Source organism: Pseudomonas sp. HY7a-MNA-CIBAN-0227, from assembly GCF_040310325.1.
GTDB lineage: Bacteria > Pseudomonadota > Gammaproteobacteria > Pseudomonadales > Pseudomonadaceae > Aquipseudomonas.
This window is the reverse complement of the sequence record NZ_JBEOPT010000010.1, coordinates 115,626-130,069: the sequence shown is the minus strand read 5'-3', so window position 1 is coordinate 130,069 and position 14,444 is coordinate 115,626. Positions and strand designations below refer to the sequence as shown.

Sequence of the window (14,444 nt, the reverse complement as noted above, 5' to 3'; positions counted from 1 at the left end):
GAGGAATGCTTGTCGTTATTTGCTGCATGGCAGGGATAGCGGCGGCGGATGAAAAGAACATCCTGGTCACCAGCGGTAGCGATCGGGCCACTCCGATTGCTGTTGTACCGTTTGGCTGGCAGGGCGGCAGCGTACTGCCGGACGACATGGCGGAAATCATTGGTAATGACCTGCGCAACTCGGGTTACTACTCGCCAATTCCAAAACAGAACATGATCAGCCAGCCGACCCAGGCCAGCGAAGTCATCTACCGTGACTGGAAGGCCTTGGGTGCCCAGTACTTGATGGTGGGTAGCATCGTTCCGGCCGGTGGTCGCCTGCAGGTGCAATACGCCCTGTTCAACGTTGCCACCGAGCAACAAGTGCTGACCGGTAGCGTTTCGGGAAGTGTCGATCAACTGCGGGACATGGCGCACTACATTGCCGACCAGTCGTTTGAAAAGCTGGTCGGTATCAAAGGTGCGTTCTCCACTCGCATACTGTACGTGACAGCCGAGCGCTTTTCGGTGAACAACACTCGCTACACCCTGCAGCGTTCGGACTACGACGGTGCCCGTGCGGTGACCCTGTTGCAGTCCCGTGAGCCAATCCTGTCGCCGCGTTTCGCGCCGGATGGCAAGCGTATTGCCTACGTGTCGTTTGAACAGAAGCGTCCGCGCATCTTCGTTCAGCACATCGACACCGGTCGCCGCGAGCAAATCACCAACTTTGAAGGCCTGAACGGCGCGCCTGCGTGGTCGCCGGATGGCAATCGCCTGGCATTCGTACTGTCCAAGGACGGTAACCCGGATATCTACGTGATGAACCTCGGTTCGCGCCAGATCAGCCGTGTCACCAATGGTCCTGGCATTAACACCGAACCGTTCTGGGGCAAGGATGGTTCAACCATCTACTTCACCTCCGACCGTGGCGGCAAGCCACAAATCTATAAAAGCAGCGTCAGCGGTGGTGGTGCCGAACGTGTGACTTTTATTGGTAACTACAACGCCAATCCGAAGCTTTCGGCCGATGAAAAGACTCTGGTGATGATCCATCGTCAGGAAGGCTTCACTAATTTCAAGGTTGCGGCCCAGGATTTGCAGCGCGGAAGCGTAAAAATCCTTACAGAGAGCACTCTTGATGAGTCGCCTACTGTTGCGCCCAACGGCACCATGGTAATCTACGCCACCCGCCAGCAGGGCCGGGGAGTCTTGATGCTCGTGTCCATTAATGGACGCGTAAGGCTCCCGCTTCCTACCGCACAAGGCGAAGTCAGAGAACCGTCCTGGTCCCCTTACCTGAACTGACGCGGCGCTACAAGATTTGCTTAACACACTGGGGTTCATTAGGAGTTTCACGATGGAAATGCTGAAGTTTGGTAAGTTTGCTGCTCTGGCTCTGGCTTTGTCCGTAGCCGTTGGTTGCTCGTCTAAAGGCGGCGACAATGCCGGTGAAGGCGCAGCTGTTGATCCAAACGCTGGTTACGGCGCTAACACTGGTGCAGTTGACGGCTCCCTGAGCGAAGAAGCTGCTCTGCGCGCTATCACTACTTTCTACTTCGAATACGACAGTTCGGACCTGAAGCCAGAAGCTATGCGCGCTCTGGACGTTCACGCCAAAGACCTGAAAGCTAACGGCGCTCGCGTTGTTCTGGAAGGTAACACCGACGAACGTGGTACTCGTGAGTACAACATGGCACTGGGCGAGCGTCGTGCTAAAGCCGTTCAGCGCTACATGGTACTGCAAGGCGTTTCCCCAGCTCAGCTGGAACTGGTTTCCTACGGTGAAGAGCGTCCAGTTGCTACCGGCAACGACGAGCAATCCTGGGCTCAAAACCGTCGCGTCGAACTGCGTAAGTAATTCGTCATGCGAACGTGCCGTCGTGTTGTAACTGTATTGGCTCTCAGTCTCGCACCGCTTGCGGTGTGGGCTGCGGTTCCTGTGGAAGATAGCAACTCTGGCTATAACAATAGCGGGAGCAGCTATCCGCCAGCAGGTTATGGCACGAACGGCGCCTATGCCGGAGGTGGGGTTACGGCCCCTCCTTCGGCACAGGGCGAGCTGTTCAACCAGCTGCAACGTATGCAGGATCAATTGGCGCAGCAACAAGGCACCATTGAAGTTCTGCAAAATGAAGTAAATCGCCTGAAACAAGAAGGCCTGGAGCGATACCAGGATCTTGATAAGCGCATAGGAACCGGCGTTACACCAGCCGCCACTCCTGATAATTCTTCTGCCGGTGGCGCCGCAAGCGCCGCCGGTGGTGCCGCTGCGGGGGCTGGGGCTGCCAGCCAGGCCCCTGCCGCCAGCAGTGAGCCGGGTGATCCAGCGAAGGAAAAGCTGTACTACGACGCAGCCTTCGACCTGATCAAAGCAAAGGATTTCGACAAGGCCAGCCTGGCTTTCGCCGCCTTCCTGCGCAAATACCCGAACAGTCAGTATGCGGGCAATGCCCAATACTGGTTGGGTGAGGTGAACTTGGCCAAGGGTGATCTGCAAGGTGCAGGCCAGGCTTTTGCCAAGGTCAGCCAGCTCTACCCAAAGCACGCCAAGGTGCCTGACTCGCTGTACAAGCTTGCTGACGTAGAGCGCCGCCTGGGTCATGCCGACAAAGTCAAAGGCATTCTGCAGCAGGTGGTGGCCCAATATCCGGGTACATCCGCCGCTCAGTTGGCCCAGCGTGATCTGCAGCGTATGTAAGCGGTGCTACTCTGCTTGGAAGAAACCCGCGCTTGTCGCGGGTTTTTTCGTTAGAATCCACGCCCTTTTATGAAACACGCTTTTTGGGGTTTGCGCGTTAGCGGAGCTCCTTGAAGTGCCTGACGGAGGCGGACAGCCTGTTTAGCTGTTACGCCCGTGGCGACTATGCAAGATACATTACGTATTACCGAAGTTTTTTACTCGTTACAGGGTGAAACGCGCACCGCCGGCTTGCCCACAGTATTTGTGCGCCTCACCGGCTGCCCGCTACGCTGCCAATACTGTGACAGCGCCTACGCCTTCAGTGGCGGTACCGTGCGTACCCTCGAAGACATCCTCCAGCAGGTTGCCAGCTACCGGCCCCGCTACGTCTGTGTGACGGGCGGCGAGCCGTTGGCCCAGCCCAATGCCATTCCTTTGCTCAAACAACTGTGTGATGCCGGTTACGAGGTGTCCCTGGAAACCAGTGGTGCCTTGGATATTTCCGCGGTCGACCCTCGGGTAAGCCGAGTGGTCGACCTCAAGACGCCTGGCTCCAAGGAAGTGAATCGCAACCGCTACGAGAACATCGAGCTGCTGACGGCCAACGATCAGGTCAAGTTCGTCATCTGTTCCCGTGACGACTACGACTGGGCCAGCTCCAAGCTGATCCAGTATGGTCTCGACCGGCGCGCAGGCGAGGTGCTGTTTTCTCCAAGCCACCACGACTTGAACGCTCGCGAACTGGCCGACTGGGTGGTCGCGGACAATTTACCGGTACGCCTGCAACTGCAACTGCATAAATATCTTTGGAATGACGAGCCGGGGCGCTGAAATGACTGAACAAACGCTAGATCAAAAACGTGCTGTGATCCTGCTGTCCGGCGGCCTCGATTCCGCCACCGTAGTGGCCATGGCTCGTGCTGACGGCTACAGCTGCTACACCATGAGCTTTGACTACGGCCAGCGTCACCGCGCCGAACTGGATGCTGCCGCCCGCGTTGCTCGCGACCTGGGTGTGGTTGAACACAAGGTGATCAGCCTGAACCTCAACGGCATCGGCGGCTCGGCCCTGACCGACAGCTCCATTGACGTCCCCGAAGCGCCCAGCGAAGGCATTCCAGTAACCTACGTACCGGCGCGCAACACCGTGTTCCTGTCCCTGGCCCTGGGCTGGGCTGAAGTGCTCAATGCGCGAGACATCTTTATCGGCGTCAATGCCGTGGATTATTCAGGCTACCCAGACTGCCGTCCCGAGTTCATCGAGTCTTTCGAACGCATGGCCAACCTGGCTACCAAGGCCGGTGTAGAGGGGCAGGGCTTCCGCATTCAGGCACCCCTGCAGAACCTGAGCAAGGCCGATATCGTTAAGGCAGGCGTGCGTCTTGGGGTTGATTACGCACTCACCGTTTCCTGCTATCAGGCAGACGATCAGGGCCGTGCCTGTGGCAAGTGCGACAGCTGTCGCCTGCGTGCAGAAGGCTTCTCGGCAGCCGGAATCAGTGACCCAACACGTTATTTCTGATTTATTTCGTATTAGGTGTTGAATTTCCGTTAGAAATCAGTATTATACGCACCACCACGAAGCGGGTCGTTAGCTCAGTTGGTAGAGCAGTTGGCTTTTAACCAATTGGTCGTAGGTTCGAATCCCACACGACCCACCATATATTGCAGTTTAGAAAATCCGGAAGGCCCACGAAAGTGAGGATTTCCGGGTTTTTTTTTGCGTGGAAAAAGGTAGGGCAGTTGCTTTGGGTTGATCTATAGATTAAAAATTCATATATTTGAGTCTGTAGATCAATTATGAGGTTGTGAACATGACACTACCCCTCCAAGCGCAAGCATTTTCCAAGGACCAATGCGTGACCGGCCTGCGCGCTGCCGTAGGCATTCTCGAAAAATGGCAGGCAACCAGTGACCAGGCTTGCCGTATCTTGCGTATTTCCCGCAGCACCTTTACGCGTGCCAAGCAGCGTGATGTCGATTGGTCGGTGGGTCTGGATTCTGACCAGATGCAGCGAATCAGCTTTGTACTGAACATCCACGCAGCTCTTCGCCTGGTCTTTGATAATCCCGAGAACGTATATGGCTTCCCGGCGATGACGAATGACAACAGCTTTTTCAACGGTCGTACGCCCCTCGAAATCATGGCCCAGGGCGATATGATTTCCCTGTACGAGACGTTTCGCCGGATTGATGTTCTACGTGGAGCGCAATGGTGATGTTGAGTCGGTTGTCAGACATGGTCGCAGAGCAATTGCAGGCCTATCGACTGGTCAACTCAAAGTTTCCGCCCATTGCCCTGTTTGACGACGTGGCGAGCGCAGACGAATTTGATGCGCTCTATCAGATTCAGGCCCTGACCAATCCCAGGCTGCATAACGAGGTCGGTCTCATTGAGTTGATACCTCGCAAGGAAATCCCCTTTGGCATTCCTGGGTGTTCATATGCAACGGCACCGTTCACTCATGTAAACCCTGCTGGGTCGCGTTTCAGCGATGGCAGCTTCGGTGTGCTGTACCTGGCCGCCACGATGGAGACTGCACTGGCAGAGGTGCGTCATCATCAGAGTCAGTACTGGTCGAACGTTCACGGCCTCAACTACGAACGCTTTATGTTCCGGGGGCTGTCCTGTTCTTTCGTTGATAATTCGATGAAGGATGCGACATCCATTCCTATGACTGATCCTATTTACGATCCCGACGATTACACGCACTCCCATCGTTTGGGGAGGGCTATCAAGGAAGCAGGCTTTCCCGGCCTTCGGTACAGGTCCGTGCGCTCCCAAGAGAATCACTGTTGGGCGTTGATGACGCCCATGCCTGTCTCATCCATCGTTCAAACGGCGCATTACGAGATGATCTGGAACGGTGAGATCACCAGTGTCAACAAAATCAGCGAAGCCTGACGGCTTGGCTTCTTCCTGGGCGATGCGAGCGTATTTGTAGTTGTAGCCGGTGGTAAGCACCACCGGCTACAACGGACAAAGCGCCAGCACCCCAGATTAGGCTTTTGAATCCAATCGATATTCTGTAGCCTTGCGCAGCTTCACCGTTGTCCGTGCTGATGAACACAATCACTTCGTCCGGCGGTACCCGCAAGGGGCCCAGAGCCGGTGGTACACTCGACTTTCGCGCAACTGCGCCTGCAGGTCTTGCGAACATGACGCAAATTTCCGAACGTCTTCTGGTTCAAGCCCACCTTGATGCCAAACAGCCCAAGGTACTTAGTGCTGCCGAGGAGGCGGTTTTACGTGCCGCTATCGCCGCCGAGCTGAAGGCTCAGGACGCGGTGCTGGTGGCTCACTTTTACTGCGACCCGGTAATCCAGGCCCTGGCCGAAGAAACCGGCGGCTGTGTCTCCGACTCCCTGGAGATGGCCCGTTTTGGCGCCGCTCACCCGGCCAAGACCGTACTGGTCGCCGGTGTGCGCTTTATGGGCGAGACAGCCAAAATCCTCACCCCCGAAAAACGCATCCTGATGCCCACCCTGGAAGCTACCTGCTCCCTGGACCTGGGTTGCCCGGTGGATGAGTTTTCCGCGTTCTGCGATCAGCATCCCGAGCGCACCGTGGTGGTTTATGCCAATACTTCGGCGGCGGTCAAAGCCCGTGCCGATTGGGTGGTGACCTCCAGTTGTGCCCTGGAGATCGTCGAAAGCCTGATGGACAACGGCGAGACCATCATCTGGGGCCCGGACAAACACCTGGGCACTTATATCCAGCGTCAGACCGGTGCCGACATGTTGCTGTGGGACGGTGCCTGCATCGTCCACGAAGAGTTCAAGTCCAAGCAACTGGAAGACATGAAGGCGCTGTACCCGGACGCGGCGATTCTGGTGCATCCGGAATCACCGACTTCGGTGATCGAACTGGCGGATGCCGTGGGCTCTACCAGTCAGTTGATCGCCGCAGCGCAGCGCCTGCCGAACAAGACTTTTATCGTCGCCACCGACCGCGGTATCTTCTACAAGATGCAGCAGCTGTGCCCGGACAAGGTGTTTGTCGAAGCGCCGACCGCTGGGAACGGCGCGGCGTGCCGCAGTTGTGCGCACTGCCCGTGGATGGCGATGAATACGCTGGAGCGGACTCTGCAGTGTTTGCGCGAGGGCAGTAACGAGATCTTCGTCGAACCGTCGGTGATCCCCCACGCGGTGCGCCCGCTCAAGCGTATGCTGGACTTTACCCAGGCCGCGCGTCTGAAACTGGCGGGCAACGCCTGATAAGCGCTTATTTTTTCTTCTTTGGAATACGAACCAGCTGGCTGTCGGAATAGATGTCATGCCAGCTGCGCTTCTTCTTGTCGACCAGCGACCAGATAAAGCCCAGCCCAGCGCACAACCACGACGCAATCGACACCACAAAGCGCAGCAGCGCCTGCCACAGGCTGATCCGCGAGCCATCCGCGTTCTGCACCCGCACGCCCCATACCTGCATGCCGAGCGTCTGCCCGGAATGGGTCCAGAATTTGGCGAAGAAACCAAACAATACAAAAAACAAAATCGTCGACAGCAATGGATCACCGTCCAGGGCACCAGATTCAGAGAGCGCACGCATTTTGCTTTCACCGACAAAGGCCATCCACACCAGCTTGTAGAGGAGGGCCGTGACGATCAGCAGGGCGGTGCACAACAGGAAGTCATAGAACATCGCTGCTAGACGACGGCCCAGGCCAACGGCGGGAAAATCGCCTTGAGGGCTTAGCAGGTGTTTCGACATGGCAGGGCTCTCGGAAGGAAAAAAGCCATTTTACGGATAAAACATATAAAAAAGCCTCTGATGTCACCATCAGAGGCTTTTTGTCGCAGCAAGGATCAGTCTTCTGCTGCTTGTACTTCGTCAGCCTGCATGCCTTTCTGGCCTTGCACGGCAATGAAGGTCACTTTCTGGCCTTCTTTAAGGCTCTTGAAGCCGTTGCCCTGAATCGCGCGGAAATGCACGAACAGATCTGCACCGCTTTCCGGAGTGATAAAACCAAACCCTTTCTCGTCGTTGAACCACTTGACGGTACCGCTCTGACGATCAGCCATTTTCTTATTTCCTTGACGCAAAAAGTTAATGACAGCCCCTTTCACATGAAAGAGTACTGGGCTGGATTGCAGGAAAGTAAGAGACATCGAACGGGTTGTAGCAAGCTTTGGCTACTGCCCAGGTCCAGGTTCAAAGCGACCCATGCAAACACAGTGGGCAAACTCTACGCCAACTAAGGCGAAAAAAACAAGCCCTCTGCAAGCCACGGTTTTCCTCAGTTTTATGACACTTCGGTCAACGTTTGGCATAAGGATTATTCGATAGGCTTGATCACTTGTTATAGGTTAAGGCACATAACGCTGACTATCGTCAGTGCACTTTTTTGTGGCGGTTGCGTTACAGATTAGTGCACACAACCGCATTTGCGTTACTTATAGGAACAGCCAATCAACCACGGTAGTAACGTTGTGGAACGAATGGCATTTTACTTACATGAAGTGGCACCTTTTTCCCACGCACCAGCGCCCAGACCTCGGTACCCAGAGCAACGAACGCACTGTCGAGGTATCCCATGGCCAGCGGGCCGCCAAGGCTCGGACCAAAACCGCCGCTGCACACGCTACCGATCACTGTGCCGTGCTCATCGACGATTTCTGCACCTTCGCGGACCGGGGTACGCTCCTGCGGCAGTAGGCCAGCGCGCTTGCGGCTGACACCGGTTTGTTGTTGGGTGAAGATCTTGTCGGCACCCGGAAAGCCACCAGCGCGTGCACCATCGGCGCGGCGGGCCTTGGAGATGGCCCACAACAGGCTGGCTTCAATCGGTGTGGTTTGGGTGTTCATGTCATGGCCGTAGAGGCACAGGCCGGCTTCCAGGCGCAGGGAGTCGCGGGCGCCAAGGCCAATGGCCTGTACTTCGGTTTCTGCCAGCAGGCTGCGGGCCAGGGCTTCGGCACTGGCGGCAGGCACGGAGATTTCGAAACCGTCTTCGCCGGTATAGCCGGAGCGGCTGACGTAGCAGTCCACGCCCAGCAGGCGCGTAGGAGCGAATTGCATAAAGGTCATGTGCTTGATCTCAGGCGCCAGTCGCGCCAATACGCTGACCGCCGCCGGACCTTGCAGGGCGAGCAGGGCGCGCTCTTCGAACAGCGGCTCAATGGTGCACTGGTCACCGATATGCTGGCGCAAGTGAGCCAGGTCCTGATCCTTACAGGCGGCGTTGACCACCAGGAACAGTTCGTCGTTACCCAGGTTGGCGACCATCAGGTCGTCGAGGATGCCGCCCTGCTCGTTGGTGAACATGGCGTAGCGCTGCATGCCCACCGGTAGGTCGATGATGTCCACCGGCACCAGGGTTTCCAGGGCCTTGGCGGCGTTGGCGCCGGTCAGGCGAATCTGGCCCATGTGCGATACATCGAACAACCCGGCCTGTTCACGGGTGTGCAGGTGTTCCTTCATCACGCCCAGCGGGTATTGCACCGGCATGTCGTAGCCGGCGAACGGCACCATGCGCGCACCCAGTTCGATGTGCAGGGCGTGCAGCGGGGTTTTCAACAGGGTTTCGGTGGACATATTCAGCTCCTGAAAAACGTACGGACGTGCTTGAGAACGTCAGCACTCGATAATGTTGACTGCCAAACCGCCACGGGCGGTTTCCTTGTATTTGCTTTTCATGTCGGCGCCGGTCTGGCGCATGGTGCGGATGACCTTGTCCAGCGAGACGAAGTGTTGCCCGTCGCCGCGCAGGGCCATGCGCACCGCATTGATCGCCTTGACCGAGCCCATGGCATTGCGTTCGATGCAGGGCACCTGCACCAGCCCGCCGATGGGGTCGCAGGTCAGGCCGAGGTTGTGTTCCATGCCGATTTCGGCAGCGTTTTCCACCTGGGAAACCGTACCGCCCAACACCTCGCACAAGGCGCCGGCGGCCATGGAACAGGCGACGCCGACTTCACCCTGGCAACCGACTTCAGCGCCGGAGATCGAGGCATTTTCTTTATAGAGGATGCCAATGGCGGCTGCGGTGAGTAGAAAGCGCACCACGCCGTCTTCGCTAGCACCGGGGATAAAACGCATGTAGTAGTGCAACACCGCCGGCACAATCCCGGCCGCACCGTTAGTGGGCGCGGTCACTACGCGCCCGCCGTTTGCGTTTTCTTCGTTGACCGCCAGGGCGTAGAGGTTGACCCAGTCCAGCACCGACAGCGGATCACGCAGCGCCGACTCCGGGTGCTTGCACAACTGGCGATGCAGCGCCGCCGCCCGCCGCTTGACCTTGAGGCCTCCGGGCAGAATCCCTTCGTTGCGACAGCCCGCGTCCACACAGTCCTGCATCACCTGCCAGATATTCAGCAAGCCGCTGCGGGTCTCCGCTTCCGGGCGCCAGGCACTTTCGTTGGTCAGCATCACCTGGCTGATGGACAGCCCATAGGTGGCGCAATGGCCAAGCAAGTCCTTGGCACTTTTGAAGGGAAAGGTCAGGGGTGTGGCGTCCTCGACAATCCGGTCGGCGCCGGCCGCGTCTTCATCCACCACAAACCCGCCGCCGACCGAGTAGTACTCGCGGCTGCGAACTTGCAGGCCCGCCTCATCGAAGGCACGAAAGATCATGCCGTTGGGGTGATAGGCCAGGGGTTTGCGAATCATCGCCAGGTGTTCTTTCTCGTTGAACGCAATGCTGTGTTCGCCGAGCAGGTTCAAGCGCCCGTTGCTGCGGATTTCCTGCAAGCGTGCAGCAACGGTTTCAGTGTCCACGGTGTCCGGGTGTTCGCCTTCCAGGCCCAGCAACACGGCCTTGTCGCTGCCGTGGCCTTTACCGGTGGCGCCGAGCGAGCCGTAGAGTTCGACCTTGATGCGGGTGGTCGCACTCAACAGGTTGTCACGTCGCAAGCCCTCGACGAAGCGCGCTGCAGCACGCATGGGGCCGACGGTATGGGAGCTGGAGGGGCCGATGCCAATCTTGAACAGGTCGAACACGCTTAAAGACATGGTTGTTCTCCGGTTTCTTGTTATTGGGTACCGCTTTTCTGTAGGAGCGAGCTTGCTCGCGAAGAACTGATAGGCACCGCGTTCATTCAGGATGATCGCGGCGCTCTCAGGTTTTTCGCGAGCAAGCTCGCTCCTACAGGTTCACGGTCAGGCGTAGCTTTCGATCGACGGGCACGCACACACCAAGTTGCGATCGCCAAACACGTTGTCGACCCGGCCAACCGGCGGCCAGTATTTGCCTTCGATCAACGACGCTACCGGGTACACCGCTTGTTCGCGGCTGTACGGATGCGTCCACTCACCCACCAGTTCGGCTGCGGTGTGCGGGGCGTTTTTCAGCGGGTTGTCGTCTTTGTCCAGCGAGCCATTTTCCACTGCGCGGATTTCTTCGCGGATGCGGATCATGGCGTCGCAGAAGCGGTCCAGTTCTTCCTTGGATTCACTTTCGGTCGGCTCGATCATCAAGGTGCCGGCCACCGGGAACGACATGGTTGGTGCATGGAAACCAAAGTCGATCAAACGCTTGGCCACGTCATCGACGCTGATGCCGCTGCTGTCTTTCAACGGGCGCAGATCCAGGATGCATTCGTGGGCCACCAGGCCGTTGCTGCCGGTGTAGAGCACGGGATAGTGCTCTTCCAGGCGACGGGAAATGTAGTTGGCATTGAGGATCGCCAACTGCGACGCGCGCTTAAGGCCGGCGCCGCCCATCATGCTGATGTACATCCAGGTGATCGGCAGGATGCTTGCGCTGCCGAACGGTGCCGCGCAGACCGCGCCTTCCTTGCGTTCCAGGGCGCCGTGACCCGGCAGAAACGGCGTCAGATGCGACTTCACGCCAATCGGGCCAACGCCTGGGCCGCCACCGCCGTGAGGGATGCAGAAGGTCTTGTGCAGGTTCAGGTGGGACACGTCGCCGCCGAACTTGCCTGGTGCGCAGAGGCCGACCATGGCGTTCATATTGGCGCCATCGATGTACACCTGGCCGCCGTTGTCATGAATGATCTCGCAGATTTCGCGGATGCCTTCTTCGAACACGCCGTGGGTCGACGGGTAGGTGATCATCAGCGCAGCGAGGTGTTCGCGGTGCTCGATGGCCTTGGCCCGCAGGTCTTCGATGTCGACGTTACCGCGTGCATCGCAAGCGGTGACCACAACACGCATGCCCGCCATGTTGGCGGTGGCCGGGTTGGTGCCGTGGGCCGACGAAGGGATCAGGCAGATGTCGCGGCGTTCTTCGCCACGGCTCTGGTGATAGGCACGAATGGCCAGCAGGCCTGCGTACTCGCCCTGGGAACCGGCGTTCGGTTGCAGGGAGATGGCGTCGTAACCGGTGGCCGCGCAAAGCATGGTTTCCAGTTCGTCAGTCAGCTGTTGGTAGCCGGCGCTTTGCGAGGCCGGGGCGAACGGATGCAGGGCACCGAATTCGGCCCAGGTCACCGGTATCATTTCGCTGGCGGCGTTGAGTTTCATGGTGCAGGAGCCCAGCGGGATCATGGTGCGATCCAGTGCCAGGTCCTTGTCGGCGAGCTTGCGCAGGTAGCGCATCAGCTCGGTTTCCGAGTGATAGCGGTTGAACACCGGGTGGCTGAGGATTGGCGACTGGCGCAGCAGCGCGGCCGGCAGGGTGCTGTCAACGCTGGCGGCCAATGCGGCGAAGTCCGGCAGTGTTTTACCGTTTGCGAACACACTCCACAGGGTTTCGATATCAGCCTGATGGGTGGTTTCGTCCACCGACAGGCCCAGGCGTTCGCCATCGACCACGCGCAGGTTGATGCGCTGGGCACGGGCCTTATCGTGCAGGGCGGCGGTGTTGGCGCCGGTGGCCAGGGTCAGGGTGTCGAAGAAGTTGGCTTGCTCAACCTTGAGGCCCAGCGCGGTCAAGCCTTTGGCGAGGATCGCGGTCAGGTGATGAATGCGGTTGGCGATTTGGGTCAGGCCTTTAGGGCCGTGATACACCGCGTACATGCTGGCGATGTTGGCCAACAGCACCTGGGCGGTGCAGATGTTGCTGGTGGCTTTCTCGCGACGGATATGTTGCTCGCGGGTCTGCATGGCCAGGCGCAGGGCCGGCTTGCCGAAACGGTCGACGGAGACGCCCACCAGGCGGCCGGGCATGTCGCGTTTGAACGCATCCTTGGTAGAGAAATACGCCGCGTGCGGGCCACCAAAGCCCAGCGGTACGCCGAAACGTTGCGCGCTGCCGATGGCCACGTCGGCATCGAACTCGCCCGGCGGGGTCAGCAGGGTCAGGGCCAGCAGGTCAGCGGCTACGGCCACCAGCGCATTGGCGGCGTGGAAGCGTTCGGTCAGTTCGCGGTAGTCGAACACGTCACCGTTGCTGGCTGGGTATTGCAGCAGCGCGCCGAAGAAGGCGCTGACGTCGGTCAGTGCGCGCTCGTCGCCCACCACCACGTCAATGCCTAACGGCTCGGCACGGGTGCGCAATACGTCGAGGGTTTGCGGGTGGCTATGGATGGACGCAAAAAAGGCGTGGCTGCCCTTGTTCTTGCTCAGGCGCTTGCAGAAGGTCATGGCTTCGGCAGCGGCGGTGGCTTCATCGAGCAGGGAGGCGTTGGCGATCGGCAGGCCGGTGAGGTCGCTGATCAGGGTCTGGAAATTCAGCAGCGCTTCCAGGCGGCCCTGGGAAATCTCCGGCTGGTACGGGGTATAGGCGGTGTACCAGGCCGGGTTTTCCAGCAGGTTGCGCAGGATCGGCGACGGCGTGTGGCAGTTGTAGTAGCCCTGGCCGATGTAAGTCTTGAACAGTTGGTTTTTGCCGGCGATGGCCTTGATCGACGCCAGGGCATCGGCTTCGCTCAGGCCGTCTTCCAGGCCCAGCACGCTGGTGCCCTTGATGCTTTGCGGGATCACACTGGCGCTCAGGGCTTCCAGGGAGTCAAAGCCCAGGCTGGCGAGCATCTGTTGCTCGTCTTCCTGGCGCGGGCCGATGTGGCGCGCGATGAATTCGTTGGCGGTGCTCAATTGAATTGTCATGACACGCTCCTCAGGCTTCGGCGTTGGCTTTGATCAGGCGGTCGTATGTATCCTGATCCAACAGTTTAGCCACCGCATCGGCATCGGCCGGTTTAAAGCGGAAGAACCAGCCTTCGCCCATCGGGTCTTCGTTGACCAACTCGGGGCTGGCGTCCAGCTTGTCGTTCACTTCGAGGACTTCTCCGTCCAGGGGCATGTACACACCGCTGGCCGCCTTGACCGATTCCACGGTGGAGGCTTCTGCACCTTTGTCGTAGGCCTGCAATTCAGGCAGTTGCACGAAAACCACATCACCCAGCGCGTTCTGCGCGAAAGCGGTAATACCTACGGTAACGCTGCCGTCGGCTTCGGCGCGCAGCCATTCGTGATCTTCAGTAAAGCGCAACTCGCTCATGGAAACTCCTCAGGGCCAGATTCGTCTGGTGGACGGGATTGTAATAATGAAGAATTACTTAGCAAAATCGCGGCCAATGTTTTTTAGTTGTTATAAATCAATTGGTTATTTTATTTCTGTGGGAATGGTTGATTTGTGGGTGTAGCGATATCGCTACGGTTGAGAGGGTGAAAAAAAGGCTATGAGGATCAAAGCCTTGCATGGGGACGGCTGAGGATGCGTGTAGTGATATCGTTACGCTGTAGCGTTTTCAGTACGGAAAAGGGTCGGTTTTAGGTACTTGGCTGGGTGTGAGGTGGTTAACGCGGGAGCCCGCTTTTGCTTTTCACCACTCAGGTCGGCTACCAGGCCGCCGTGCTTTTGCTTTTGCTTTTGATCTTGATCTAAGGCGCCCCGTTAACCACGATGGCTGAACGCAGGCATTGGTCCGTGGGTAAA

14 protein-coding genes and 1 tRNA gene are annotated in these 14,444 nt (G+C 58.2%); 9 read left to right on the top strand and 6 right to left on the bottom strand.

Annotation, left to right across the window (positions count from 1 at the left end; genetic code table 11):
* The first annotated feature begins 5 nt into the window (after window positions 1–5).
* From tolB to nadA, 9 genes are all read left to right on the top strand, one after another.
* Window positions 6–1,286 carry a Tol-Pal system beta propeller repeat protein TolB gene (gene tolB / locus AAEZ06_RS17940; protein WP_178114441.1) on the top strand — a complete coding sequence of 427 codons (1,281 nt, stop codon included), beginning with the start codon at window positions 6–8 and terminating at the stop codon, window positions 1,284–1,286.
* Between the two features lie 52 nt (window positions 1,287–1,338).
* Window positions 1,339–1,839 (top strand): peptidoglycan-associated lipoprotein Pal, encoded by a 501-nt coding sequence (pal, locus tag AAEZ06_RS17935; RefSeq protein ID WP_133099567.1) that lies wholly within the window; start codon window positions 1,339–1,341, stop codon window positions 1,837–1,839.
* Window positions 1,840–1,845: 6 nt separating this feature from the next.
* Window positions 1,846–2,679, top strand: coding sequence for a tol-pal system protein YbgF (ybgF, locus tag AAEZ06_RS17930; RefSeq protein ID WP_350615435.1), 834 nt, complete (start codon window positions 1,846–1,848; stop codon window positions 2,677–2,679).
* A gap of 165 nt (window positions 2,680–2,844) precedes the next feature.
* Entirely contained in the window at window positions 2,845–3,492 is a 648-nt protein-coding gene (gene queE / locus AAEZ06_RS17925; protein ID WP_149411983.1) for a 7-carboxy-7-deazaguanine synthase QueE, read from the top strand.
* A gap of 1 nt (window position 3,493) precedes the next feature.
* Complete coding sequence (gene queC / locus AAEZ06_RS17920; protein ID WP_149411984.1) at window positions 3,494–4,183, top strand: 7-cyano-7-deazaguanine synthase QueC; 690 nt, start codon at window positions 3,494–3,496, stop codon at window positions 4,181–4,183.
* Between the two features lie 63 nt (window positions 4,184–4,246).
* Window positions 4,247–4,322, top strand: a tRNA-Lys gene (locus AAEZ06_RS17915).
* 153 nt (window positions 4,323–4,475) lie between these two features.
* On the top strand, window positions 4,476–4,880 hold the full coding sequence (locus AAEZ06_RS17910) for an antitoxin Xre-like helix-turn-helix domain-containing protein (protein ID WP_350615432.1): 405 nt from the start codon (window positions 4,476–4,478) through the stop codon (window positions 4,878–4,880).
* Complete coding sequence (locus tag AAEZ06_RS17905; RefSeq protein ID WP_350615430.1) at window positions 4,874–5,566, top strand: RES family NAD+ phosphorylase; 693 nt, start codon at window positions 4,874–4,876, stop codon at window positions 5,564–5,566. Before AAEZ06_RS17910 ends, AAEZ06_RS17905 begins: the two co-directional genes overlap by 7 nt.
* Window positions 5,567–5,820: 254 nt before the next feature.
* The gene (gene nadA, locus AAEZ06_RS17900) at window positions 5,821–6,879 is read left to right on the top strand and encodes a quinolinate synthase NadA (protein WP_149411987.1); all 1,059 of its coding nucleotides are present in this window, start codon (window positions 5,821–5,823) and stop codon (window positions 6,877–6,879) included.
* A 7-nt stretch (window positions 6,880–6,886) separates the two neighbouring features.
* Here the strand turns inward: nadA and AAEZ06_RS17895 are convergent, their stop codons facing one another.
* The 6 genes from AAEZ06_RS17895 to gcvH form a co-directional block, all read right to left on the bottom strand.
* Complete coding sequence (locus AAEZ06_RS17895; protein WP_149411988.1) at window positions 6,887–7,375, bottom strand: RDD family protein; 489 nt, start codon at window positions 7,373–7,375, stop codon at window positions 6,887–6,889.
* A gap of 95 nt (window positions 7,376–7,470) precedes the next feature.
* Window positions 7,471–7,686, bottom strand: a complete 216-nt coding sequence (locus AAEZ06_RS17890; RefSeq protein WP_133099556.1) for a cold-shock protein — start codon at window positions 7,684–7,686, stop codon at window positions 7,471–7,473.
* A 388-nt stretch (window positions 7,687–8,074) separates the two neighbouring features.
* Window positions 8,075–9,199, bottom strand: a complete 1,125-nt coding sequence (gene gcvT, locus AAEZ06_RS17885) for a glycine cleavage system aminomethyltransferase GcvT (RefSeq protein WP_149411989.1) — start codon at window positions 9,197–9,199, stop codon at window positions 8,075–8,077.
* A gap of 39 nt (window positions 9,200–9,238) precedes the next feature.
* The gene (locus AAEZ06_RS17880; protein WP_350615427.1) at window positions 9,239–10,615 is read right to left on the bottom strand and encodes an L-serine ammonia-lyase; all 1,377 of its coding nucleotides are present in this window, start codon (window positions 10,613–10,615) and stop codon (window positions 9,239–9,241) included.
* 147 nt (window positions 10,616–10,762) lie between these two features.
* Complete coding sequence (gene gcvP / locus AAEZ06_RS17875) at window positions 10,763–13,612, bottom strand: aminomethyl-transferring glycine dehydrogenase (RefSeq protein ID WP_149411991.1); 2,850 nt, start codon at window positions 13,610–13,612, stop codon at window positions 10,763–10,765.
* 10 nt (window positions 13,613–13,622) lie between these two features.
* Entirely contained in the window at window positions 13,623–14,006 is a 384-nt protein-coding gene (gene gcvH / locus AAEZ06_RS17870) for a glycine cleavage system protein GcvH (protein ID WP_149411992.1), read from the bottom strand.
* Window positions 14,007–14,444 lie beyond the last annotated feature (438 nt).

Excerpts from the sequence above, each read along its gene's own strand:
- ybgF (WP_350615435.1), top strand. The coding sequence starts at position 1,846 with ATGCGAACGTGCCGTCGTGTTGTAACTGTATTGGCTCTCAGTCTCGCA.
- gcvT (WP_149411989.1), bottom strand. The coding sequence starts at position 9,199 with ATGTCCACCGAAACCCTGTTGAAAACCCCGCTGCACGCCCTGCACATC.
- queE (WP_149411983.1), top strand. The coding sequence starts at position 2,845 with ATGCAAGATACATTACGTATTACCGAAGTTTTTTACTCGTTACAGGGT.
- queC (WP_149411984.1), top strand. The coding sequence starts at position 3,494 with ATGACTGAACAAACGCTAGATCAAAAACGTGCTGTGATCCTGCTGTCC.
- gcvP (WP_149411991.1), bottom strand. The coding sequence starts at position 13,612 with ATGACAATTCAATTGAGCACCGCCAACGAATTCATCGCGCGCCACATC.
- gcvH (WP_149411992.1), bottom strand. The coding sequence starts at position 14,006 with ATGAGCGAGTTGCGCTTTACTGAAGATCACGAATGGCTGCGCGCCGAA.
- nadA (WP_149411987.1), top strand. The coding sequence starts at position 5,821 with ATGACGCAAATTTCCGAACGTCTTCTGGTTCAAGCCCACCTTGATGCC.
- tolB (WP_178114441.1), top strand. The coding sequence starts at position 6 with ATGCTTGTCGTTATTTGCTGCATGGCAGGGATAGCGGCGGCGGATGAA.
- AAEZ06_RS17905 (WP_350615430.1), top strand. The coding sequence starts at position 4,874 with ATGGTGATGTTGAGTCGGTTGTCAGACATGGTCGCAGAGCAATTGCAG.
- pal (WP_133099567.1), top strand. The coding sequence starts at position 1,339 with ATGGAAATGCTGAAGTTTGGTAAGTTTGCTGCTCTGGCTCTGGCTTTG.
- AAEZ06_RS17890 (WP_133099556.1), bottom strand. The coding sequence starts at position 7,686 with ATGGCTGATCGTCAGAGCGGTACCGTCAAGTGGTTCAACGACGAGAAA.
- AAEZ06_RS17895 (WP_149411988.1), bottom strand. The coding sequence starts at position 7,375 with ATGTCGAAACACCTGCTAAGCCCTCAAGGCGATTTTCCCGCCGTTGGC.
- AAEZ06_RS17910 (WP_350615432.1), top strand. The coding sequence starts at position 4,476 with ATGACACTACCCCTCCAAGCGCAAGCATTTTCCAAGGACCAATGCGTG.
- AAEZ06_RS17880 (WP_350615427.1), bottom strand. The coding sequence starts at position 10,615 with ATGTCTTTAAGCGTGTTCGACCTGTTCAAGATTGGCATCGGCCCCTCC.